The organism is Inquilinus sp. 2KB_23 (genome assembly GCF_052115705.1).
Lineage (GTDB): Bacteria > Pseudomonadota > Alphaproteobacteria > DSM-16000 > Inquilinaceae > Inquilinus > Inquilinus ginsengisoli_A.
The window spans coordinates 1-21,355 of sequence record NZ_JBFRHF010000003.1 but is presented as its reverse complement, the minus strand read 5'-3'; the positions used below and the strand labels follow the sequence as shown (position 1 = coordinate 21,355).

Here is a 21,355-nt window from a genome sequence, read left to right as displayed (position 1 = left end):
CTGGGCTCAGTGACCTCCGCCGCCGGAGGCGGCCCCCTTGCGCATGACGAAGACGCAGGCGGCCGAGGCCACCAGGATGACGCCGAGCACCGCGAAGGTGTCGCTGAAGCCCATCACCAGCGACTGCGCCTTGACCGACCGGCCGATGGCGACGATGGCCTGATGCTTCGCCGTGGCCGGATCGGACACGCCATGCGCCATGAAGTAGCTGGTCATCTGGTCGATCCGCGTCCGCACCTCGTCGCGCAGCAGCGTCACCGACTGGCCGATGATGTTGGAGTGGTACTGCTCGCGCTTGGTGACGATGGTGCCCAGCAGCGCCGTGCCGAAAGCGCCGCCGAGGTTGCGCAGCATGTTGAACAGGCCTGAGGCGGCGGCCGATTCCTGCCGCGCGATGCCGGCCATGGCGATGGCGGACAAGGGCGCCATCACCACCGCCTGGCCGATGGCGCGGACGATGTTCGGCATGAACAGCTGGTCGCCGCCATAGACCAGCGACATATGGGTGTTCATGAAGCAGCTGGCGGCGAACACCATCAGCCCGCCGGCCACCAGCCAGCGCCCGTCGAGCCGGCCCATCAGCATCGGCACCATCGGGATGATCAGCAGCTGCGGCAGGCCGGTCCAGGCCATGACGCCGCCGATCTGCTCGGAATCATAGCCCTGCACCTGGGCTAGGTACTGCGGCAGCAGGTAGGCCGAGCCGTACAGGGCGAAGCCGAGGAAGACATTGGCCAGGGTGCCGAAGCCGAAGTTCCGGCGCAGCAGCAGGCGAAGATCGACCGCCGGCTTGGCCACCTTCAGCTCGATCCACAGGAACAGCGACAGGGCCACCACCGCGATCGCCGTCAGCCGGACGATGAAGGGCGAGCCGAACCAATCGTCCTTGTTGCCCTCCTCCAGCACCGTCTGCAGCGCGGCCAGGCCGATCGCCATGGCGCCGATGCCGAACCAGTCGCCCTCCTTCAGCAGACCCAGCCGCATCGGCTCGCGCTCGAGCGTCAGGGCCAGCCCCGCCAGCATGGCGGCGCCGGGCACCAGGTTGATGTAGAAGATGTATTCCCAGCCGTAATTGTCGGTCAGCCAGCCGCCGATGGTCGGGCCGATCGCCGGGGCGAAGGTGGCGGTGATGGCGAACAGCGCCATGCCCATCGGCCGCTGGTGCATCGGCAGCCGGGTCATGACCAGGGTGAAGGCCATCGGGATCAGCACGCCGCCGGTGAAGCCCTGGATGCCGCGCAGCATGATCATCTGGCCGAGATTGGCGGCGAAGGCGCAGGCCACCGAGAAGGTCAGGAACAGCGCGGTGTTGACCAGCAGGAAGCGGCGGAAGCCGAAGACCTGGCTGAGATAGGCGGTCAGCGGGATCACGATGATCTCGCCGATCAAGTAGGAGGTCGAGATCCAGGCGCCGTTGTCGACGCCGGTGCCGATGCCGCCTTCGATCTGCGGCAGCGAGGCGTTGGTGATCTGGATGTTCAGCACGGCCATGAAGGCGCCGAGCAGGCCGGAGAAGACCGAGATCCAGGTGGTCAGGCTGGCGCCCGCGGCCGGGGTGGCCGGCGGCGCGGCTGTGGCGCTGGTGATCGAGGACATGGTGCGGGCCTCCCGACCCGGCGGTCAGCGGCGGCGCCTGACGGCGCCGCGTCGCTGCCCTTGCGTCGCCTACTTGGCGTCGGCCTGCTTGGTGTCGGCCTGCTTGGTGTCGATGGTGGCGATCACCGACATGCCGGGGCGCAGCTCGCCGGCCAGCGGGTCGTTGCGGTCGAGCACGACCTTGACCGGGATGCGCTGGACGATCTTGGTGAAGTTGCCGGTGGCGTTGTCCGGCGGCAGTAGGGCGAATTCCTGGCCGCTGGCCGGCGCCAGGCTGTCGACATGGCCCTTGATCGCCGCGTCCGGGAACGTGTCGACCGAGATGTCGACCGGCTGGCCGCGATGCACGTCGGTCAGCTGCGTCTCCTTGAAGTTGGCGACGACATAGGTCTCGGACAGCGGCACTACGGCCATCAGCTGGGTGCCGGCCTGGACGTACTGGCCGACCCGCAGCGTGCGGTTGCCGACGGTCCCGGCCAAAGGCGCCGTGATGGTGGTGTAGCTGACGTTCAGCTCGGCCTGGCCCTGCACCGCCTGGTCGTGCTTCAGGGTGGCGTTGGCCTTGTCACGCTGGGCCCGCAGCACGTCGAGCTGCTTTTCCGAGGCGGTCACGGCCGCCTGGTCGCGCTGCAGCGTCGCCTTCGCCGATTCGATGTTCGCGGCCATCTGCTGGGCCTGCTGGACGCTGCCGTTGCCGCGATCGGCCAGGGCGGTGTAGCGGTCGTATTGCTGCTGGGCGAAAGTCAGGTTCGCCTGGTCCACCACGGTGGTGGCGCGGGCCTGGTCGATCGCCGCGCCCTGCTGCTGGATGGCGGCTTCGGCATTGGCGATGTCCGCCTGCGCCGCGGCGACGTCGGCCTTGGCCTGGTCCAGCGCCACGGCGTAGTCGCGGTCGTCGATCCGGGCCAGAGGCTGTCCGGCGGTCACCGCCTGGTTGTCGGCGACCAGCACCTCGGCGAGATAGCCCGAGACCTTCGGCGCGATGATGGTGGAATCGGCCTTCACATAGGCGTCGTCGGTCGATTCCTGGAAGCGGCCGACGGTCCAGTAGTTCCAGCCGAACCAGGCGGCTCCGGCCAGTACGACCACGCCGAGCGGGATCAGCAGCAGCTTTCGCCCAAGACGGCCGCGCGGTTTCGCCGGCGTGGCCGGCGGTGCGGCTTCGCTGGCGTCCGGCGCCGGGGTGGCGCGCAGCTGGACCGGCTGGACCTGATGCGTCATGGCTCTTGCCCTCCAAAGCAGAAACCGGAAGCCGCCGCCCGGCATCCACCTGGATGCAACGCCGGGATTGCGACTTGGGTATTTAGGAAACTTGACGGTTTCCAACGAAAGATGGGACACAGAGACGGAGGACGCAATTGCGCGTCGGAGAGGCCAGACATGCAGGAAACGCCGAAGCGCCCGCGCGGGCGGCCGCAGCAGCGCGGCGACGCCGAGACCCGCGCCCTGATCGTCGGGGCGGCGACCGGGATCTTCCTGGCCCAGGGCTTCGGTGCCACCAGCATGGAGGCCGTGGCCCAGGCCGCGGGGGTGTCGAAGAAGACGATCTACCGGTTCGTGGCCACCAAGGAGAAGCTGCTGGAGGCGGTGATCGACACCCGGTCCGCGGCGCTGCGGTCGCCGATCGGGCACGATGCCGGCCCCGACCCGGTGGCGGCGGAGCGGGCGCTGCACCAGTTCCTGCAGGAGCTGGCGCGGCTGGTGCTGTCGGAGGAGACGGTGGCGCTGAACCGGCTGGTCTATGCCGAGGCGCTGCGCTTTCCGGCGATGGCGCAGGCCTTCTACCAGGCCGGCCCGGTGCGCAACGCCGAGGCGCTGGCGGTCTGGCTGGAGACGCAGCGCCGCCATGGCGTGCTGCGGCTGGACGACAGCATGAGTGCCGCCCGGATGCTGGTCTCGATGGCCATCGCCGAGCCGTTGCGCGCCGCCACCCTCGGCATCGCCCCCCTGCCCCCGCGCGACGAGATCGACCGGCATGTCGCCGAGTCGGTGGAGATTTTCCTGCGAGGGTGTCTCGTGCGGCGGTAAGCGGCGATAGGGCGCTTCAGCCCCCCTTCGTCATTGCGAGCGCAGCGAAGCAATCCATCGGGCCGCACGAGCTGCCCGATGGATTGCTTCGTCGGCTTCGCCTCCTCGCAATGACGGAGAGGGTGGCGGCGACGACGGTCGGACCGCCTCCATCCCGGTTTGATTTTCCTTCATCAAATTTTGATGCTATCCCTTCAGCAGGGAGGAGCTTCCGTGGCCAAGACGACGCTGCAAGACGTCGCCCGCGAAGCCGGTGTCAGTGTCGCGACCGTCGACCGCGTGCTGAACGGGCGTGCCGGGATCCATGCGCGGATGGTCGATCGCGTCAAAGCCGCGGTCGAACGCCTGCATTACGAGCCGGACCGGCTGGCCTCGCGCCTGTCGCGGGCCCGCGACTTCCGATTCGTCGCGATCCTGCCGGTCGGCACCAACGACTTCATGCACAGCCTGCAGCGCGAGTTCCGCACCCTCGCTCTCCGCCATGCAGCCGAGCGGGTCGGCATCGAGATCATCCTGGTCGACGTGTTCGACGGCAACGCCCTGGCCGAGGCGCTGGAGCGGCTGCCGCAGGAGCTCGACGGCGTCGCGGTGGTCGCGCTCGACCACCCCGCTGTGGCCGAGGCGCTGAACGCCCTGACGGCGCGCGGGGTCACCGTCGTCACCCTGGTCTCCGACCTGCCCGGCGCCCGGCGCAGCCACTATGTCGGGCTGGACAACCACGCCGCCGGGCGCACCGCGGCCAGCCTGCTGGGCCGCTTCATCGGCCCGCGGCGCGGCAAGGTCGGGCTGATCGCCGGCTCCCTGCAGCTGCGCGACCACATCGAGCGGCAGTTCGGCTTCGAGCAGGTGATATCAGGCGAATACCCCCATCTCGAAGTGCTGCCGCTGCGCGAGGCGCGCGACGACACCGCCCGGGTCGAGGCCGCGGCCCGCACCCTCCTGGACGAGAATCCCGACCTGGTCGGCCTATACAATGTCGGCGCCGGCGCGCAGGGCGTCGTCGCCGCGCTGGAGGCCACCGGCCGCGCCCGCGAGGTGGTGTTCATCGGCCATGAGCTGACCGAATTCACCCGCCGCCACCTGATCCGCGGCACCATCGCCGCCGTCATCAACCAGGATCCGGGCCACATGGCGCGCAGCAGCATCCGGGTGATGCTGGCGCTGCGCGAGAACGTGCCGATCGTGCCGGACCAGGAGCGGATCCGGATCGACATCTTCATCCGGGACAACCTGCCATGACCGCCGCCCCTGCCCCGATTCCGGCGTCCTTCGAGGGGCCGCTGCTGAGCGTCCAGGGCCTGGGCAAGTCCTTCGGCCCGGTCGCGGTGCTGCAGGACATCGCCTTCGACGTGCGGCCGGGCGAGGTGCACGCCGTGATCGGCGAGAACGGCGCCGGCAAATCGACCCTGATGAAGATCCTGGCCGGCCACCTGGCGCCGAGCGCCGGCACCCTGGCGATGCATGGCGCGCCGCTGCGCCTGGCCGGGCCGGTCGATGCCGAGCGCCACGGCATCGTGCTGGTGCATCAGGAGATCCTGCTGGCGCCGCACCTGACCGTCGCCGAGAACCTGTTCCTGGGGCGCGAGCAGCGCCGCGGCCTGGCGCTGGACGACCGGGCCATGAACGCCAAGGCCGCCGAGGCGGTGCGCGCGCTGGGCGCCGAGATCGACCCGACCGCGGTGGTGGCGCAGCTGTCGATCGCCCGGCGCCAGCTGGTGCAGATCGCCCGCGCCCTGCTGGTGCCGCACAGCCTGGTGATCTTCGACGAGCCGACGGCGTCGCTGACCCCGATCGAGACCGACGCCCTGCTGGCCGTGATCCGCGACATCAGGGCCAAGGGCGTGGCCGTGCTGTACGTCTCGCACCGCCTGCCCGAGGTGAAGACCATCGCCGACCGGGTCACGGTGCTGCGCGACGGCCGGCTGATCGGCACCCATGAGGCGGCGGCGCTGGAGCCGTTGGACATGGCCCGGATGATGGTCGGCCGCGACATGGCCAACCTGTACCCGCCGCGCACCCCGGCCCCGGCGAGCGAGCCGGTGCTGGAGGTCAAGGCCATGACCGTGCCGGGATATGCGCAGGATGCCTCGTTCACCCTGCGGCGCGGCGAGATCCTGGGCTTCGCCGGGCTGGTCGGCGCCGGCCGCACCGAGCTGCTGGAAGGCGTGCTGGGGCTGAGGCCCGGCCATGGCGAGATCCGCCGCGCCGGCAAGCCCGCCCGCTTCGCCACGGTGCGCGACAGCATGGCGGCCGGGATCGTCTATCTCAGCGAGGACCGCAAGGGCAAAGGCCTGCTGCTGGCCCAGGACCTGCGGATCAACCTGACCCTCGCCGCCCTGAAGCGCTTCACCCGCGGCCCGGTGATCGACACGGCGAAGGAATGGGCCGAGCTGGACAAGGCGATCGCCGCCTTCGATGTGCGGACCCGCCGCAAGGACCTGCTGGCCGGGCAGCTGTCCGGCGGCAACCAGCAGAAGCTGCTCTTGGGCAAGATGATGCTGCTGGAGCCGGAGATCGTGGTGATCGACGAGCCGACCCGCGGCATCGACATCGGCACCAAGCAGCAGATCTACAGCTTCATCGCCGAACTGGCGGCCCAGGGCAAATCGGTGATCGTCATCTCGTCGGAGATGCAGGAGCTGATCGGCCTGTGCCACCGCATCCTGGTGATGCGGTCCGGCCGCATCGTCGGCGAGGTCGCCGGCGACGCGATGACCGAGGACGAGATCGTCACCTACGCCACCGGCGTGCGAACAACGAACCCGGCCGAACGGCCGGCGGGGGAGGCATGAGCACCACCACAACGACACCCGCCGGACGCGGCTTCCGATTCGACCTGCGCAGCCTGGCGCCATTCCTGGCGCTGGCCGTGCTGATCGTGGTCGGTGCGCTGCTGAACCCGAATTTCCTCACCGCCGACAACCTGCTCAATGTCGCGACGCGCAGCGCCTTCATCGCCATCATCGCGGTCGGCGCCACCTTCGTCATCACCGCCGGCGGGCTGGACCTGTCGGTCGGGTCGATGTCCGGCTTCGTCGCCGGGGCGATGATCCTGCTGATGAACGCGGCCCCGGTGGTCGACGGCCACGGCATGATCGCGCTGGCGATGGTCGCCGCAGTGGGCCTCGGCGCGCTGTGCGGCCTGGGCAACGGGCTGGTCACCACGGTGGGGCGGATCGAGCCGTTCATCGTCACCCTCGGCACCATGGGCATCTTCCGCGGCCTGCTGATCTGGCTGGCCGAGGGCGGGTCGATCGCGATGAAGGCGCCCGACCTGCGCGCCCTGTACCGGCCGGTCTATTTCGGCACGGTGTTCGGCGTGCCGGTCCCGATCCTGGTGATCCTGGCGGTCGGCGCGCTGGGCGCCTTCGTCCTCTACCGCACCGCCTTCGGCCGCCATGTCCGCGCGGTGGGGTCGAGCGAGGAGGTCGCGCGCTATTCCGGCATCTCGGTCGACCGGGTGCGGACGCTGACCTATGTCATCCAGGGCGTCTGCGTCGCCGTCGCGGTGCTGGTCTATGTGCCCCGCCTCGGCTCCGCCACCTCGACCACCGGGCTGCTGTGGGAGCTGCAGGCGATCACCGCCGTGGTGGTCGGCGGCACCGCGCTACGCGGCGGCGTCGGCCGGATCTGGGGCACCATCTGCGGCGCCCTGATCCTGGAGGTCGTGGGCAACGTCATGACCCTGTCCAACCTGGTCAGCGAGTACCTGATCAGCGCGGTGCAGGGCGCCATCATCATCATCGCCATGCTGGTGCAGCGGTCACTGCTGCGCCGGCCCGGCGGTAGTTGAACGCGGGAAAGAGCCGCCCGTCCGACAACAGGGCTCGATCTGTGGGGAGGAATCATGAAGTTCCGTTTCATCGGCCTGGCGGCCGCGGCGCTGCTGGCGATCGCGGGCACGGCCCAGGCGCAGGAGGCCAAGACCATGGCGGTGTCGATCCCGGCCGCCGACCATGGCTGGACCGGCGGCGTGGTGTATCACGCCGAGCAGGCGGCCAAGGCGCTGGAGGCCCGCTATCCCGGGCTCAAGGTCATCGTCAAGACCTCGCCGGACGGCGCGTCCCAGGCCAATGCGCTGGAGGACCTGACCACCCAGGGCATCAACGCCCTGGTGGCCCTGCCGCACAATTCCGACGAGCTGACCGACCCGCTGCGCCAGGTCAAGAGCAAGGGCGTGTTCATCACCGTGGTCGACCGGGCGCTCAGCGACCCGTCGATCCAGGACCTCTACGTCGCCGGCAACAACCCGGAGCTGGGGCGCGTCGCCGGCCGCTACATCAAGGACACGCTGGGCACCGGCAACGTCGTGGTCATCCGCGGCCTGCCGATCGTGATCGACGAGGAGCGGATCAAGGGCTTCGACGAGGCGATCCAGGGCAGCGGCATCAAGGTGCTGGACAAGCAGTTCGGCAACTGGAGCCGTGACGACGCCTTCAAGGTGATGCAGGACTACCTGGCGAAGTATCCGCAGATCGATGCGGTGTGGTGCCAGGACGACGACATGGCCGTGGGCGTGCTGGAGGCGATCAAGCAGGCCAACCGCACCGACATCAAGTTCGTGGTCGGCGGCGCCGGCATGAAGGACATGGTCAAGCGGGTGATGGACGGCGACAAGATGATCCCGGTCGACGTGCTGTACCCGCCGGCGATGGTCGCGGTGGCGATGGACCTGACCGCCGCCAACCTCTACGCCCAGCTGCCGGTGCGCGGCCGCTACATCCTCGACGCCACGCTGGTGACCAAGGACAACGCCAAGGAGTTCTACTACCCCGACTCGCCGTTCTGAGGAGGGACGTCCCCCTCTCCGTCATTGCGAGCGCAGCGAAGCAATCCATGCCAGGTGGTGAGATGGATTGCTTCGTCGGCTTCGCCTCCTCGCAATGACGAACAAAAAGCAAAACCCCGGCCTTCAAGGCCGGGGTTTCTCTTTAGGATCAGTGGCGCCCGTTCAGAAGTTCAGCGCCTTGGCCTGGACCACGCTGGGCAGGGCCAGCACGGCCTTGACGACCTCGTCCGCCACCGGGCTGTCGACCGACACCAGCGCCAGGGCGCTGCCGCCTTCCGGCCGGCGGCCGAGGTTGAAGTTGGCGATGTTGATGCCGGCGTCGCCCAGCACCGTGCCCAGCCGGCCGATGAAGCCCGGCTTGTCCTCGTTGCGCACGAACAGCATGTTGCGCGCCACCTCGGCCTCGAGCGAGATGCCCTCGAGCTCGACGATGCGCGGCTTGGTGCCGGCGAACAGCGACCCGGCAATGGTCCGGGTCTGGCGCTCGGTCGTCACCGTCAGCCGCACCAGGGTGTGATAGTCCTCGCAGGTTTCGCGCTTGGTCTCGCTGACATCGATGTCGTATTCGCGCGCCACCACCGGCGCCGACACCATGTTGACGCTGTCCAAGAGCGGCCGCAGCAGCCCGGCCAGGATGACGCTGGTGATCGGCCGGGTGTTGAGCTGGGCGACATCGCCCTCATAGGTGATGTTGACCGCCTTCAGCCGGGTCTCGGTGATCTGCCCGGCGAAGCCGCCGAGCTGCTCGACCAGCGCCAAGTACGGCTTCAGCTTCGGCGCCTCCTCCGCCGTCACCGACGGCATGTTCAGCGCGTTGGTCACGGCGCCGGACAGCAGGAAGTCCGAGATCTGCTCCGCCACCTGCAGCGCCACATTCTCCTGCGCCTCGCTGGTCGCCGCGCCGAGATGCGGGGTGCAGACCACGTTGGGCAGGCCGAAGAAGGCGCTCTCCTTCGCCGGCTCGACCGCGAAGACGTCCAGCGCGGCGCCGGCGACATGGCCGGATTTCAGGGCCGCCAGCAGGTCCTCCTCGACGATCAGGCCGCCGCGGGCGCAGTTGATGATGCGCACCCCCGGCTTCATCTTGGCGATCGCCGCGGCGTCGACGATGTTGCGGGTCTGGTCGGTCAGCGGGGTGTGCAGGGTCAGGAAGTCGGCGCGCTGGAACAGCCCGTCGAGCTCGACCTTCTCGACCCCGAGGTCCAGCGCCCGGTCCGGCGACAGGAACGGGTCATAGGCGATGACCTTCATCTTCAGGCCGATGGCGCGGTCGGCGACGATCGAGCCGATGTTGCCGCAGCCGATCAGGCCCAGCGTCTTGCCGTACAGCTCGACGCCCATGAAGCGGGACTTCTCCCACTTGCCGGCATGGGTCGAGGCGTTGGCGTCCGGCAGCTGCCGGGCCAGCGCGAACATCATGGCGATCGCGTGCTCGGCGGTGGTGATCGAATTGCCGAACGGCGTGTTCATCACCACCACGCCGCGCTGGGTGGCGGCCGGGACGTCGACATTGTCGACGCCGATGCCGGCGCGGCCGACGACCTTGAGGTTGGTCGCGGCAGCCAGCACCTCCTTGGTCACCTTGGTGGCCGAACGGATGGCGAGGCCGTCATACTGGCCGATGATGGCCTTGAGTTCCTCGGGCTTGAGGTCGGTCTTGACGTCGACCTCGACACCGCGGTCGCGGAAGATGGCGACGGCGGCCGGGGACAGGGCGTCGGAAATGAGAACCTTGGGCATGGACGTGGCTCCGTAAGAGCAGCCGTCATTGCGAGGAGGCGAAGCCGACGAAGCAATCCATGGTGCCAGTCCGGGCTGCCCTATGGACCGCTTCGCTGCGCTCGCAATGACGATGAAAGATGGGAGAGACTAGGCGGCCAGCTTCAGCTCGGCCCGGGCGCGGTCGAACGCCCAGTCGAGCCAGGGCAGCAGCGCTTCGAGATCGGCGGTGTCGATCGTGGCGCCGCCCCAGATCCGCAGGCCCGGGGGCGCGTCGCGATAGCCGTTGATGTCGAAGGCGATGCCTTCCTTCTCCAGCAGCGAGGCGATCTTCTTCGGCACCGCGGCCTGGGCCTCGTCGTCCAGCGCCGTGATGGCGGGGTCGACGATCCTGAGGCAGATCGAGGTGCAGGACCGGATCTCCGGCCGCACCGCCAGGAAGTCGACCCAGGGGGTGCGGGCGACCCAGCCGGCGACGGCGGCGAGATTATTCTCCGAACGTTCGATCAGCTTATCCAGGCCGCCGATCTCCTCGGCCCAGCGCAGGCCGTCGATCGCGTCCTCGACGCACAGCATCGACGGGGTGTTGATGGTCTCGCCCTTGAACGGGCCCTCGGCCAGCTTGCCCTTGGAGGTCAGGCGGAACACCTTCGGCAACGGCCAGGCCGGGGTGTAGGACTCCAGCCGCTCCACCGCGCGGGGCGACAGGGCCAGCATGCCGTGAGCCCCCTCCCCGCCCAGCACCTTCTGCCAGGACCAGGTGACGACGTCGAGCTTGTCCCAGGGCAGGTCCATGGCGAAGGCGGCCGAGGTGGCGTCGCAGATCACCAGGCCCTTGCGGCCGGTCGGGATGGCGGCGCCATCGGCCAGGCGGACGCCGGAGGTGGTGCCGTTCCAGGTCAGGACCACGTCGCGGTCGAAATCGACTTGGCCGAGGTCCGGCAGCTCGCCATAGGCGGCGGCGAAGGTGCGGACATCGGGCAGCTTCAGCTGCTTGACCACATCGGTGACCCAGCCTTCGCCGAAGCTTTCCCAGGCCAGCAGGTCGACGCCGCGGGCGCCGAGCAGGGTCCACAGCGCCATCTCGACGGCGCCGGTGTCCGACCCCGGCACGATGGCCAGGCGCCAGTCGGCGGGCATGCGCAGCACGCGCTTCGACCGCTCGATCACGTCAGCGAGCTTGGCCTTGCCGATGCCGGCGCGATGCGACCGGCCAAGGGCGGCATCCTGCAGCGCCTCGAGCGACCAGCCGGGACGCTTGGCACAGGGACCGGAGGAGAAATTGGGGTTGCGCGGACGGAGTCCGGGCGTGGGGGCGAGCGCACTCGCAGTCATAGTCTATCCTTCCAGATAGCAGCGTCCCGGTGGGGGGACGTGGCCCGCCGCGGAGGATAGAGATCGGCCCGGTTCCGTCAATCGGTATTTGGAGGCTGCGCCACTTTCACCGTCATCCTCGGGCTTGACCCACTGGTGTCCGGTTGGGCCGGAAACACAGACGACCGGAGAAATTCTGAGCGACGCCACGCCCTTCACTTGTCATTGCCCGGCTTGACCGGGCAATCCAGGGGCCACGAAGAACCGCCCTGGGTGGCCCTGGATGCCACGGTCAAGCCGTGGCATGACAAGAGAAAGGACGGAAATCAGGCCGCGGCGTGCTCGATCGAGGCGCAGATCTCGCCGACCAGGGTCTCGATCAGCGCCGCGTCCTCCCCCTCCGCCATCACCCGGATCACCGGCTCGGTGCCCGATTTGCGGATCAGCAGCCGCCCGTCCTTGCCCAGCCGGGCCTCGGCCGCGGCGATGGCGTCCTTCACCGGCGCCTGCTCCAGCGGCGACGCGACTCCGGCCGCCAGGGTGAAGCGGACGCTGCGCAGCCGCTGCGGCATCGGCTCGAACACCCGGAACACCTCGCTCGACCGCCGGCCGGCCTGCTGGATCACCGCCAGCACCTGCAGCGCCGCGATCAGCCCGTCGCCGGTGGTGGCGTAGTCGCTCATGACGATGTGGCCGGACTGTTCGCCGCCGAGGTTGAAGCCGCGCTCGCGCATGGTCTCGACCACGTAGCGGTCGCCCACCGCGGTGCGGATCAGCTCGATGCCGAGGCCGCCGAGGAAGCGCTCCATGCCCAGGTTGGACATCACCGTCGCCACCACCGCCGGCTGGGCCAGCCGGCCGCCGGCGGACCAGTCGCGCGCGATCATCGCCATCAGCTGGTCGCCGTCGATCTGGCGGCCGGTCTCGTCGGCCATGATCAGCCGGTCGGCATCGCCGTCGAGCGACAGGCCGAGATGGGCGCCATGGGCCACCACCGCCTGCTGCATCACATCGGTCGCGGTGGCGCCGCAGCCCTTGTTGATGTTGAGTCCATCAGGCGCCACGCCGATGGAGATGACGTCGGCCCCCAGCTCCCACAGCACCGCCGGCGCTACCTTGTAGGCGGCGCCGTTGGCGCAATCGACCACCACCTTGAGCCCGTCGAGCCGCAGCCCCTTGGGGAAAGTGTTCTTGGCGTATTCGATGTAGCGGCCGGAGGCATCGTCCAGCCGGCGGGCGCGGCCGAGCTTGGCCGGCGGGGCCAGCTGGTCGTCCGGCGGCAGGACGATGCGGTCCTCGATCGCCTTCTCGACCTCGTCCGACAGCTTGTAGCCGTCCGGCCCGAACAGCTTGATGCCGTTGTCCTCGAACGGGTTGTGCGAGGCCGAGATCATCACCCCGAGATCGGCGCGCAACGACCGGGTCAGCATGGCGATGGCCGGGGTCGGCATCGGGCCGACCAGGATGACGTCCATGCCGGCGCCGATGAAGCCCGCGGTCAGCGCCGGCTCCAGCAGGTAGCCGGACAGGCGCGTGTCCTTGCCGATCACCACGAGGTGGCGGTGGTCGCCGCGACGGAACTGCGCCGCGGCCGCCGTCGCCACCTTCAGCGCCGTCTCCGCCGTCATCGGCTCGACATTGGCGCGGCCGCGGATCCCGTCGGTGCCGAAGAGCTTGCGCGTCATCTGTCCCCCACTCCTCAATTCACTCCCGCCTGCAGCGCCGACCACACCGCGAGCGCCTGATGCGTCTCCCCGACATCATGCACGCGCAGTATCTGCACGCCCTGGGCGATGCCGTACAGCCCCGCCGCGATCGACCCTGGGCCCCGCGCCTTCGGCTCCTCGGCGCCCGACAGGCTGCCGATGAAGCGCTTGCGCGACACCCCGAGCAGGATGGGGCAGCCGAGCCCGTGCAACAGAGAGAGACCACGCAAAAGCGGCAGATTGTGGGCCAGCGGCCGCTTGCCGAAGCCGATGCCGGGATCGATGGCGATGCGGCCGGCCGGGATGCCGGCGGCGACGCAGGCCGCCACCCGCGCTTCAAGCCAATCATGGACGTCGAGCAGGACGTCGTCATAGACCGGATCGTCCTGCATCGTCCGCGGCTCGCCCCGGATGTGCATCAGCGCCACCGGGCAGCCGGCGCGGGCGACGAACCCAAGACTCTCGGCATCGCCGGTGAGGCCGGTGACGTCGTTGACGATGCGGGCGCCGGCCGCCAGCGCCGCGGCCATCACCACGGCATGGCGGGTGTCGATCGAGACGGTCAGGCCGCGATTGGCGAGGTCGCGCACCACCGGCTCGATCCGCGCGATCTCCTGGTCCGGCGACACCGTGGCCGATCCCGGCCGGGTGGATTCGCCGCCAACATCGAGGATCTCGGCCCCCGCCTCGGCCATCGCCAGGCCATGGGCGACGGCGCGGCCGGCATCGGCGAAGTCACCGCCGTCGGAGAAGCTGTCCGGGGTGACGTTGACGATGCCCATCAGCCGGGGCCGGTCGAGGGCAAGGCCGGCGAAGGCCGGGCGCGGCCGGCTGAGCCGGTCGAGCCGTTCCGCGATCGCTGCATCGAGGCCGCGCAGCCCGGCCCAGCGGCGCAGCGTGGCAAGATCGGCGACGGCGCGTTCGCTCTGCCCTGCCCCGTCGCGCAGGATCAGCTCGACGCGGTCGAAGGACAGCGGGCCGCCGGCCAGGGGCAGCGCGCCGGGCGCGTGATCGGCCAGGCTGAGCGGGCGCAGATACGGGCGCACCCTGGGCCGGCTGGCCCAGGGTGCAAAATCGTCGGAGAGGAAAACGGCCCGGGCCGCGTCGAAGCGCGGCCCGGGGTCACGATCAGGGGTCTTCACCCGGTCAGGTCCGATTACGTACCAGGTTGGGGCTCCGGGTCCATGCCCTTGGCGCCGCCCGATGGCACCGAGGTGCGCTTGCCGCTGGTCGGGCGCTTCGGCGGCGGCGGCTCGTCATTCGGCTCCGGCCGCACGATCGCCTCGCCGCGCAGGATCAGGCCACGCACCTCGTCGCCGGTCAGCGTCTCGTATTCGAGCAGGGCGTTGGCCAGCAGGTGCAGCTGGTCGAGATGCTCGGTCAGGATGGTCCTGGCCTTGCCTTCGGCCTCCTCGATCATGCGACGCATCTCCTCGTCGATGATCTTGGCGGTCTCTTCCGAGACGTTCTGGGTCTGCGTCACCGAATGGCCGAGGAAGACCTCCTGGCCGTTCGAGCTGTAGCGCAGCCGGCCCAACCGCGGGGACATGCCCCATTCCGTGACCATCGCACGCGCCAGGTTGGTCGCTTGCTGGATATCGCTGGCGGCTCCGCTGGTCACCCGCTCCGGCCCGAAGATCAGCTCCTCGGCCAGACGGCCGCCGAAGGTCATCGCCAACCGCGATTCCATCTGGATCTTGGCCCAGCTGATGCGGTCGTTCTCCGGCAGGCTGACCACCATACCGAGCGAACGGCCGCGCGGGATGATCGTCGCCTTGTGGATCGGGTCGTGCTCGGGGACGTACAGCCCGACGATGGCATGGCCGGCCTCGTGGTAGGCGGTGGTCTTCTTCTCCTCGTCGGTCATGACCATCGAACGGCGCTCGGCGCCCATCATGACCTTGTCCTTGGCCTCCTCGAACTCGGCATGGGCGACCACCCGCTTGCCGCGCCGGGCGGCCAGCAGCGCCGCCTCGTTGACGAGGTTGGCGAGATCCGCACCGGAGAAGCCGGGCGTGCCGCGGGCGATGACGCGGGCATCGACATCCGGTGCCAACGGCACCTTGCGCATGTGGACCTTGAGGATCTTCTCGCGGCCCATGATGTCCGGGTTCGGCACCACGACCTGGCGGTCGAAACGGCCGGGACGCAGCAGCGCCGGGTCCAGCACGTCCGGCCGGTTGGTCGCGGCGATCAGGATCACGCCCTCATTCGCCTCGAAGCCGTCCATCTCGACCAGCAGCTGGTTCAGCGTCTGCTCGCGCTCGTCGTTGCCGCCGCCCAGGCCGGCGCCGCGATGGCGGCCGACCGCGTCGATCTCGTCGATGAAGATGATGCAGGGGGCATTCTTCTTGCCCTGCTCGAACATGTCGCGGACGCGGGAGGCGCCGACGCCGACGAACATCTCGACGAAGTCCGAGCCCGAGATGGTGAAGAACGGCACGTTGGCCTCACCGGCGACCGCACGGGCGGTCAGGGTCTTGCCGGTGCCGGGCGGGCCGACCAGCAGCACGCCCTTGGGAATCTTGCCGCCCAGGCGCTGGAACTTCTGCGGGTCCTTCAGGAACTCGACGATCTCCTCGAGCTCCTGCTTGGCCTCGTCGATGCCGGCGACGTCGTCGAAGGTGACCCGGCCGGTGCGTTCGGTCAGCAGCCGCGCGCGGCTCTTGCCGAAGCCCATGGCCTTGCCGCCGCCCGACTGCATCTGGCGCATGAAGAAGATCCAGACGCCGATCAGCAGCAGCATCGGCAGCCAGGAGATCAGCGCGCCCACCAGCACGTTCGGGCCCTCGATCGGCGCGGCATTGACCTTGACGCCGGCCTGGGTCATCCGGTTGACGATATCGGTGCCGTCAGGCGTGTAGGTCTGGAACGAGCCGCCGCCGCCGGTCGGATTGTAGTGGCCGGTGATGGTGTTGCCCTGGACCTTGGCGTCGGAGACCTGCCCTTTTTCGACCGCGGTCACGAGGTCGCTGTAGGCGAGCTCTCCCTGAGCGCTGCGGCCGCCCGAGGTCTGGAACAGGTTGAACAGCGCCAGGAGCAGCAAACCGATGATGATCCAGAGCGCGAAGTTCTTGCCAAAATTATTCACGGACGGTCGCCTCATGTCCCGCGGTCACCGCTCGCGCGGATCCACGGCATCGTGGGTGCCCCGGAAGGCCCAGGGAGTCATTACTAGATAATATAGCGCCTCGGCTAAACAACCGGGAATCCATTCGTCAGCGCGGGTCTCAATGGGCTGAAACGCACGGAAAGCCCGTTTCCGGCCGTTTCCTCCAGGCTTGGCGGACGCAATACCCCCTCGGCGCGCCACAGCGCCGGCAGCACCGCAGCGGCATCGAATGGCATTCCGTGCGACCGGGCGGCCCCGGCGGCCCCCTCGCCCCAGGCCGCGATCCGATCGTCGGGGGCGGCATCGGCCGGCATTTCGATGCGGAAACGGCCGTCCCAGAGCAAGGATGAACCGACGGCCGCGCCGGTCACCTCCGGCAGGTGGCGACGCTCGCGGAACACCAGCAGGCAGTCGCGGGCGATCCGCAGGCGGCAGCGCCCCAGGGTGCGACCCAGCAACGCACCGTCCCCCTGCACCGCCGCCGCCACCCGCTCCAGCGCATCGAAGCGGGCCGGGACCGCGCCGCCGATGCAGGCGGTGACGGAGTCGAGCAGGCGGCGGGCGATCTCCGGATCGGCCCCGCGCAACGCCGGCAGCGCGATCGCGGCATAGCCGGCGGGGTCGATCCGGACGGCGCGGCGGATCAGGTCGGCGGTGATGCGTTCGAGCGCGGCACGGGCCAGGCCGGCGCGATGGGCCAGGGCGACCAGGCGATCCTCGGTCAGCCCCTCCGCCGCCAGCACCTCGCGGGCGGCGCGCAGCCGGCCCCGGGCGTAGCCGGTTCGCCGGTTCGAGGGGTCGTCGACCGGGACGATGCCGAAGCCGGCGCAGGTGGCGACCAGCCGGGCCTTCGGCAGGTCGAGCAGCGGCCGCAGCAGGCGGCCCCAGGGCGCCGGGCGCCAGGGCGCCATGCCGGCCAGCCCATCGATGCCGCTGCCCTTGGCCAGGCGCAGCAGCACGGTTTCGGCCTGGTCCTCGCGGTGATGCGCGACCAGCAGATCACGGATGCCGGCGGCGCGGCAGGCGCCGTCCAGCAGGGCATAGCGCGCGCGGCGCGCGGCATCCTGCGAGGCGCGGGCGGGCGCATCGGTCCAGGTGAGAATGCGGTGCGGAATGTCGTGCCGGGCCAGGGCAGCGCCGACGGCGGCGGCTTCGGCGGTGGAATCCGGGCGCAGCCGGTGGTCGACGGTCAGGGCGAGGATGTCGCCGTCCTGTCGCCGGGCCCAGCCGGCGGCGAGGAGGCAGAGCGCCATGCTGTCGGGGCCGCCGGAGACGGCGACGGCCAGGCGAAGCGGCCGGTCGAACGGGCCGAGGCGGTCGAGGCGCGCGGCGAACTCATCGTCTGTGACCGGGACGGGCGCGGCCGGGTCATGCATGCATCAGCAGCGCAGCAGCGCCTGCTGGTCCTTGGCGCGGCGCAGCATCTGCGCCGGGGCGCTCGGATAGTCGGCGACCAGCTGGGCGAAGGCATTGCAGGCCTGGCCGTCCTGGCGGGCGGCGACCAGGGACTGGGCCAGCCGCATCAGCGCATCGGGCGCCTTCGGGCCCTGCGGGTCGAACGACCAGGCGGCGTTGAAGGCCTGGGCGGCGTCGGCCGGACGACCCTTCGACAGAAGGGCCTCCCCGAGCCAGTACTGGGCGTTGCCGGTCAGGCCGCCGCCGCCATCCATGGCGATGACCTGGTTGAAGCCGGCGATCGCCCCGTCATAGTTGCCCTGGGCCAGCATCCCCTGGGCGGCGTTGTACTGCGCCGTGGCATCGCCGGTCATCGGGGTCTGCTGCCCACCGAGCGATCCCATCTGCTGCGGAATCTGCTGCGGCTCGTCCTCGGAGCCGGCATCCGCCGGGGCCATGCCGTAGGTGGTGTCCGGCTCCAGCGGGCCGGCGTCGGACCGCTTCGGCGGCACCAGCGGCGTCGGCGCGAAGGGCTGCGGCGTGCGCGGGGTGTTGGCGGACGGCGCCTTGGCCGGCGGCGCTGCCGGGGCGGCGCGGGGTGCTGCCGGGGCCGGCTTGCCGCCTTCCAGCGTGGTCAGCCGGAATTCGATGTCGGCCAGCGCGCGCTGCAGCCGGTCGCTGAGCTGCTGGTTCTGGTACTGCAGCTGCTCGATCTGCCCGGTCAGCTGCGCGATCTGCTGCTCCAGCGTGCTGACCCGCACTTCGAGCTGGGCCTCATAGGTCTGGGCCCGGGCCGCCCAGGACGGCATCAGGGCCGCGACGGCGAACGCCGCGACCGCGAGAACACTCCATCGCCTTTGCGAAGCCGGCATGTTGCCTTCACCTCCACGGATTGGGTGGCACGGATTGGGTGGTCGAGAGGTCACCCCCAGCCCTGGCCAAGGCTGGAGGACCCTGTCGGCGAAAATAGGGCGCGCCGGTCGCGGCGACAACAGCAGAGCCGTTGCCGCCGGCCGGCGCGCAGGTGGTTCGCTGGCCGGCCGGCTCCGCCATGACGGCAGGACCGGCCGGGACCGCGGGACCCGTTAGTTGACGACGGTGACCGCGCGGCGGTTCTGCGCCCAGGCGGACTCGTCGTGGCCCGGCACCGCCGGACGCTCCTTGCCATAGCTGATGGTGGTGACCCGCGACGGCTGCACGCCATTGGCGATCAGGTAGTTGCGCACCGAGTTGGCGCGGCGATCGCCGAGGGCGAGGTTGTACTCGCGGGTGCCGCGCTCGTCGGCGTGGCCCTCGATGATCACGGCGACGTTGCCGTACTGCTGCAGCCACTGGCTCTGCTTGTTCAGCGTCGCCTGCCCTTCCGAGCTGACGTCGTAGCCGTTGAGCGAGAAGAAAACGCGGTCGCCGATGTTCTGCGCCAGGTCCTGCTGCGAACCGGGGACGGCCGTGCCGGATCCGAGGCCGCCCTGGCCACCGGTGCCAGCACCGGTCTGGGAGGAGCTGCAGGCCGAGGCCAGCAGGAGAGCCCCCATGAGGGACACAATCTTGAGATGCATGGTTTATTGCCCCTGACGTGGATCCGACTTCAGATATCGGAAATCGGTGGAGGGAAAAGCAGGTTGTTGCTTGTTCCGCAAGGTATTTCTAACATTTTTCAGCGGTTTGGTCACGGCAGTAGTGGCGACCAGGCCGCGTCGGACGCGTCGAACGGCGTCGGCACCGCCGCACTGACCCGGCCGGTGATGTCGACGGTGACCAGCTTGCTGCCGCCGCCGCCGCTGGCGGTGTACATCAGCACGCGGCCGTTCGGCGCCCAGGTCGGGCCTTCGGCGAGGAAGCCGGAGGCCAGGTCGCGCTCGCCGGTGCCGTCGGGCCGCATCACGCCGATCGAGAACTGGCCGCCGGAGATCTTGGTGAAGGCGATCAGGTCGCCGCGCGGCGACCACACCGGGGTGGCGTAGCGGCCCTGGCCGAAGCTGAGCCGGCGCACGCCCGACCCGTCCGAATTCATGATGTAGAGCTGCTGGCTGCCGCCGCGGTCGCTTTCGAACACGATCTGCGCCCCGTCCTTGGAATAGGAGGGCGAGGTCTCGATCGACGGGTCCGTGGTCAGCCGCTGCACCGACCGGGTGCGCAGGTCCATGACGTAGATGTCGGTGTTGCCGCCCTGCGACATGCTGAAGATCACCCGGTTGCCGTCCGGGCTGAAGCGCGGCGAGAAGGTCATGCTGGGAAAGTCGCCCAGCGATTCCTGCCGCCCGCTGCCGAGGTCGAGCAGATAGACCCGCGGCTTGTTGTTGACATAGGCGAGATAGGTGATCTGCAGCGTGCTGGGCGAGAAGCGCGGCGTCAGCACCAGCTGCGACCCGTCGGTCAGGAACTGATGGTTGGCGCCGTCCTGGTCCATGATCGCCAGGCGCTTGACCCGGTTGATCTCGGGCCCGGTCTCGGAGACGTAGACGATGCGGGTGTCGAAGTACCCGTCCTCGCCGGTCACCGCGCGGTAGATCTCGTCCGCGATCTTGTGGGCGACGCGGCGCATCAGGGCGCTGTCGCCGGTCAGGGTCAGCCCGGTCAGCTGCTGCTCGGCCGCGACGTCCCACAGCCGGAAGTCGACGTCGAACCGCCCGTCGCCGCGCGGCCGGACCTGGCCGGTGACCAGGGCCTGGGCCGCCAGCACCTTCCAGTCGGCGAAGCGCACGCCGCTCTGCAGCGACGCCGCGTCCTGGGTGAAGGCGCGCGGATCGATCGGCGCGAACAGGCCGGAGCGCTGGAGGTCGGCCGTGATGATCTGGCTGATCTCGGCGCCGACGGAATCACCGGGGAAGGTGGTGATCGCGATCGGCATCGGCTGCGTCACGCCCTGGTTGATGTCGATCCGGATCTCGGCCCGGGACGGCGACGCCGCCAGGGCCATGACAGCCACCGCAGCCAGGGCGGCGAATGTGTTCAGGAGAAAGCCTCGTTTCATCATCTTCACCTCAGGTCCTGGCTGGTCAGAACATGTCCTTGGGATCGAACACAAGAAGGAACGTATCGTTCGGCCAGCCACCGCCCGGCATCGGCCAGGGCTGGCAGGCCGGGTTGGCGACGGCGCGCCGTGCCGCGTTGGCCCAGGCGGGGTCACCGCCATTGTCCGCGATCGACACGTCCTTGGGCAGGATGGTTCCATCCGGTTGAACGGCGGCAACGCGGATCTGCACCACCGGCTTGTTCAGCGCGGCGGCGTCGACGTTCCAGCATTGCTTGACCTTGTCGCGGATCGCGCCCTCGTCGCCGCGGGCCAGGCGGGTCGCCTGCCCGCCCTGCCCGATCCGGCGTTGCGGCCGCGCCGACGGCTGCTCGGACGGGCGCCCGTTCGGCTGGCCCAGCAGGTCGCCGATCTGGTCATCCGACTGTGACGCCTGCGACGGGGCGCTGGAGCGCGTCGGCGTGGCAGCAGCCGCGGCGGCGGGCGGCGCTTTCGGCCGGGGACCCGGACGCGGTGCCTCGGCTGTCGTGATCGCCATCGGGTCGGCCTCGGCCGTCTGGGCTGCCGGAGGTGGTGGCGGCGGCGAGGTCGGCGTCGGCTCCGCCTGCGGCTTGCCCGATGGCGGGTTCGGCCGCACCGGCGGCGGGGGTGGCGGCGTCGGGGTCGGCGGCGGTGGTGGCGGGCTGCGCGGCGCGTCCGGCGACGGCGCCTGCACCGGCGGA

Annotated in this window: 18 protein-coding genes; 6 read left to right on the top strand and 12 right to left on the bottom strand. The window is 69.8% G+C overall.

The features are described from left to right. Nucleotides 1-6: 6 nt before the first annotated feature. Together AB4112_RS04220 and AB4112_RS04215 are read right to left on the bottom strand one after the other, a co-directional pair. Nucleotides 7-1,596 carry an MDR family MFS transporter gene (locus AB4112_RS04220; protein WP_441717288.1) on the bottom strand — a complete coding sequence of 530 codons (1,590 nt, stop codon included), beginning with the start codon at nt 1,594-1,596 and terminating at the stop codon, nt 7-9. Nucleotides 1,597-1,665: 69 nt separating this feature from the next. Then, nucleotides 1,666-2,817, bottom strand: coding sequence for an HlyD family secretion protein (locus AB4112_RS04215; protein WP_309794165.1), 1,152 nt, complete (start codon nt 2,815-2,817; stop codon nt 1,666-1,668). 159 nt (nt 2,818-2,976) lie between these two features. Here AB4112_RS04215 and AB4112_RS04210 point away from each other — a divergent pair, with 159 nt between their 5' ends. From AB4112_RS04210 to AB4112_RS04190, 5 genes are all read left to right on the top strand, one after another. After that, nucleotides 2,977-3,624: a TetR/AcrR family transcriptional regulator gene (locus tag AB4112_RS04210; RefSeq protein WP_309794167.1), complete on the top strand. Its 648-nt coding sequence runs from the start codon at nt 2,977-2,979 to the stop codon at nt 3,622-3,624. Between the two features lie 213 nt (nt 3,625-3,837). Then, nucleotides 3,838-4,863 (top strand): LacI family DNA-binding transcriptional regulator, encoded by a 1,026-nt coding sequence (locus tag AB4112_RS04205; protein WP_309794168.1) that lies wholly within the window; start codon nt 3,838-3,840, stop codon nt 4,861-4,863. Further along, nucleotides 4,860-6,416 (top strand): sugar ABC transporter ATP-binding protein, encoded by a 1,557-nt coding sequence (locus AB4112_RS04200; protein ID WP_309794169.1) that lies wholly within the window; start codon nt 4,860-4,862, stop codon nt 6,414-6,416. Before AB4112_RS04205 ends, AB4112_RS04200 begins: the two co-directional genes overlap by 4 nt. Continuing rightward, entirely contained in the window at nt 6,413-7,417 is a 1,005-nt protein-coding gene (locus AB4112_RS04195; RefSeq protein ID WP_309794171.1) for an ABC transporter permease, read from the top strand. Before AB4112_RS04200 ends, AB4112_RS04195 begins: the two co-directional genes overlap by 4 nt. A 54-nt stretch (nt 7,418-7,471) precedes the next feature. Beyond that, nucleotides 7,472-8,413, top strand: a complete 942-nt coding sequence (locus AB4112_RS04190) for an ABC transporter substrate-binding protein (protein WP_309794173.1) — start codon at nt 7,472-7,474, stop codon at nt 8,411-8,413. A 162-nt stretch (nt 8,414-8,575) separates the two neighbouring features. On the opposite strand, the gene serA is transcribed toward AB4112_RS04190, so the two are convergent. The 10 genes from serA to AB4112_RS04140 all read right to left on the bottom strand — a co-directional run bounded on the left by serA (nt 8,576) and on the right by AB4112_RS04140 (nt 21,171). Continuing rightward, complete coding sequence (gene serA, locus AB4112_RS04185) at nt 8,576-10,153, bottom strand: phosphoglycerate dehydrogenase (RefSeq protein ID WP_309794175.1); 1,578 nt, start codon at nt 10,151-10,153, stop codon at nt 8,576-8,578. A gap of 129 nt (nt 10,154-10,282) precedes the next feature. After that, on the bottom strand, nt 10,283-11,467 hold the full coding sequence (locus AB4112_RS04180; RefSeq protein ID WP_309794176.1) for a phosphoserine transaminase: 1,185 nt from the start codon (nt 11,465-11,467) through the stop codon (nt 10,283-10,285). 305 nt (nt 11,468-11,772) lie between these two features. Continuing rightward, complete coding sequence (glmM, locus tag AB4112_RS04175) at nt 11,773-13,131, bottom strand: phosphoglucosamine mutase (RefSeq protein WP_309794177.1); 1,359 nt, start codon at nt 13,129-13,131, stop codon at nt 11,773-11,775. Nucleotides 13,132-13,145: 14 nt separating this feature from the next. Then, on the bottom strand, nt 13,146-14,294 hold the full coding sequence (gene folP / locus AB4112_RS04170) for a dihydropteroate synthase (RefSeq protein ID WP_309794179.1): 1,149 nt from the start codon (nt 14,292-14,294) through the stop codon (nt 13,146-13,148). Nucleotides 14,295-14,308: 14 nt separating this feature from the next. Then, complete coding sequence (ftsH, locus tag AB4112_RS04165) at nt 14,309-16,243, bottom strand: ATP-dependent zinc metalloprotease FtsH (protein WP_309794181.1); 1,935 nt, start codon at nt 16,241-16,243, stop codon at nt 14,309-14,311. A gap of 104 nt (nt 16,244-16,347) precedes the next feature. Continuing rightward, entirely contained in the window at nt 16,348-17,640 is a 1,293-nt protein-coding gene (gene tilS, locus AB4112_RS04160; RefSeq protein ID WP_309794182.1) for a tRNA lysidine(34) synthetase TilS, read from the bottom strand. A 3-nt stretch (nt 17,641-17,643) separates the two neighbouring features. Next, nucleotides 17,644-18,531, bottom strand: coding sequence for a tol-pal system protein YbgF (gene ybgF, locus AB4112_RS04155; protein WP_309794183.1), 888 nt, complete (start codon nt 18,529-18,531; stop codon nt 17,644-17,646). Between the two features lie 213 nt (nt 18,532-18,744). Further along, entirely contained in the window at nt 18,745-19,218 is a 474-nt protein-coding gene (pal, locus tag AB4112_RS04150) for a peptidoglycan-associated lipoprotein Pal (RefSeq protein ID WP_309794184.1), read from the bottom strand. A gap of 110 nt (nt 19,219-19,328) precedes the next feature. After that, nucleotides 19,329-20,642: a Tol-Pal system beta propeller repeat protein TolB gene (tolB, locus tag AB4112_RS04145; RefSeq protein ID WP_374710613.1), complete on the bottom strand. Its 1,314-nt coding sequence runs from the start codon at nt 20,640-20,642 to the stop codon at nt 19,329-19,331. Nucleotides 20,643-20,658: 16 nt separating this feature from the next. Continuing rightward, on the bottom strand, nt 20,659-21,171 hold the full coding sequence (locus AB4112_RS04140; RefSeq protein ID WP_441717281.1) for a TonB C-terminal domain-containing protein: 513 nt from the start codon (nt 21,169-21,171) through the stop codon (nt 20,659-20,661). On the opposite strand from AB4112_RS04140, the gene AB4112_RS04135 reads away from it, so the two are divergent. Next, on the top strand, nt 21,161-21,355 hold a 195-nt coding region (locus tag AB4112_RS04135), incomplete at its 3' end, for a hypothetical protein (RefSeq protein ID WP_441717279.1). The two genes, AB4112_RS04140 and AB4112_RS04135, sit on opposite strands and share 11 nt — an antisense overlap.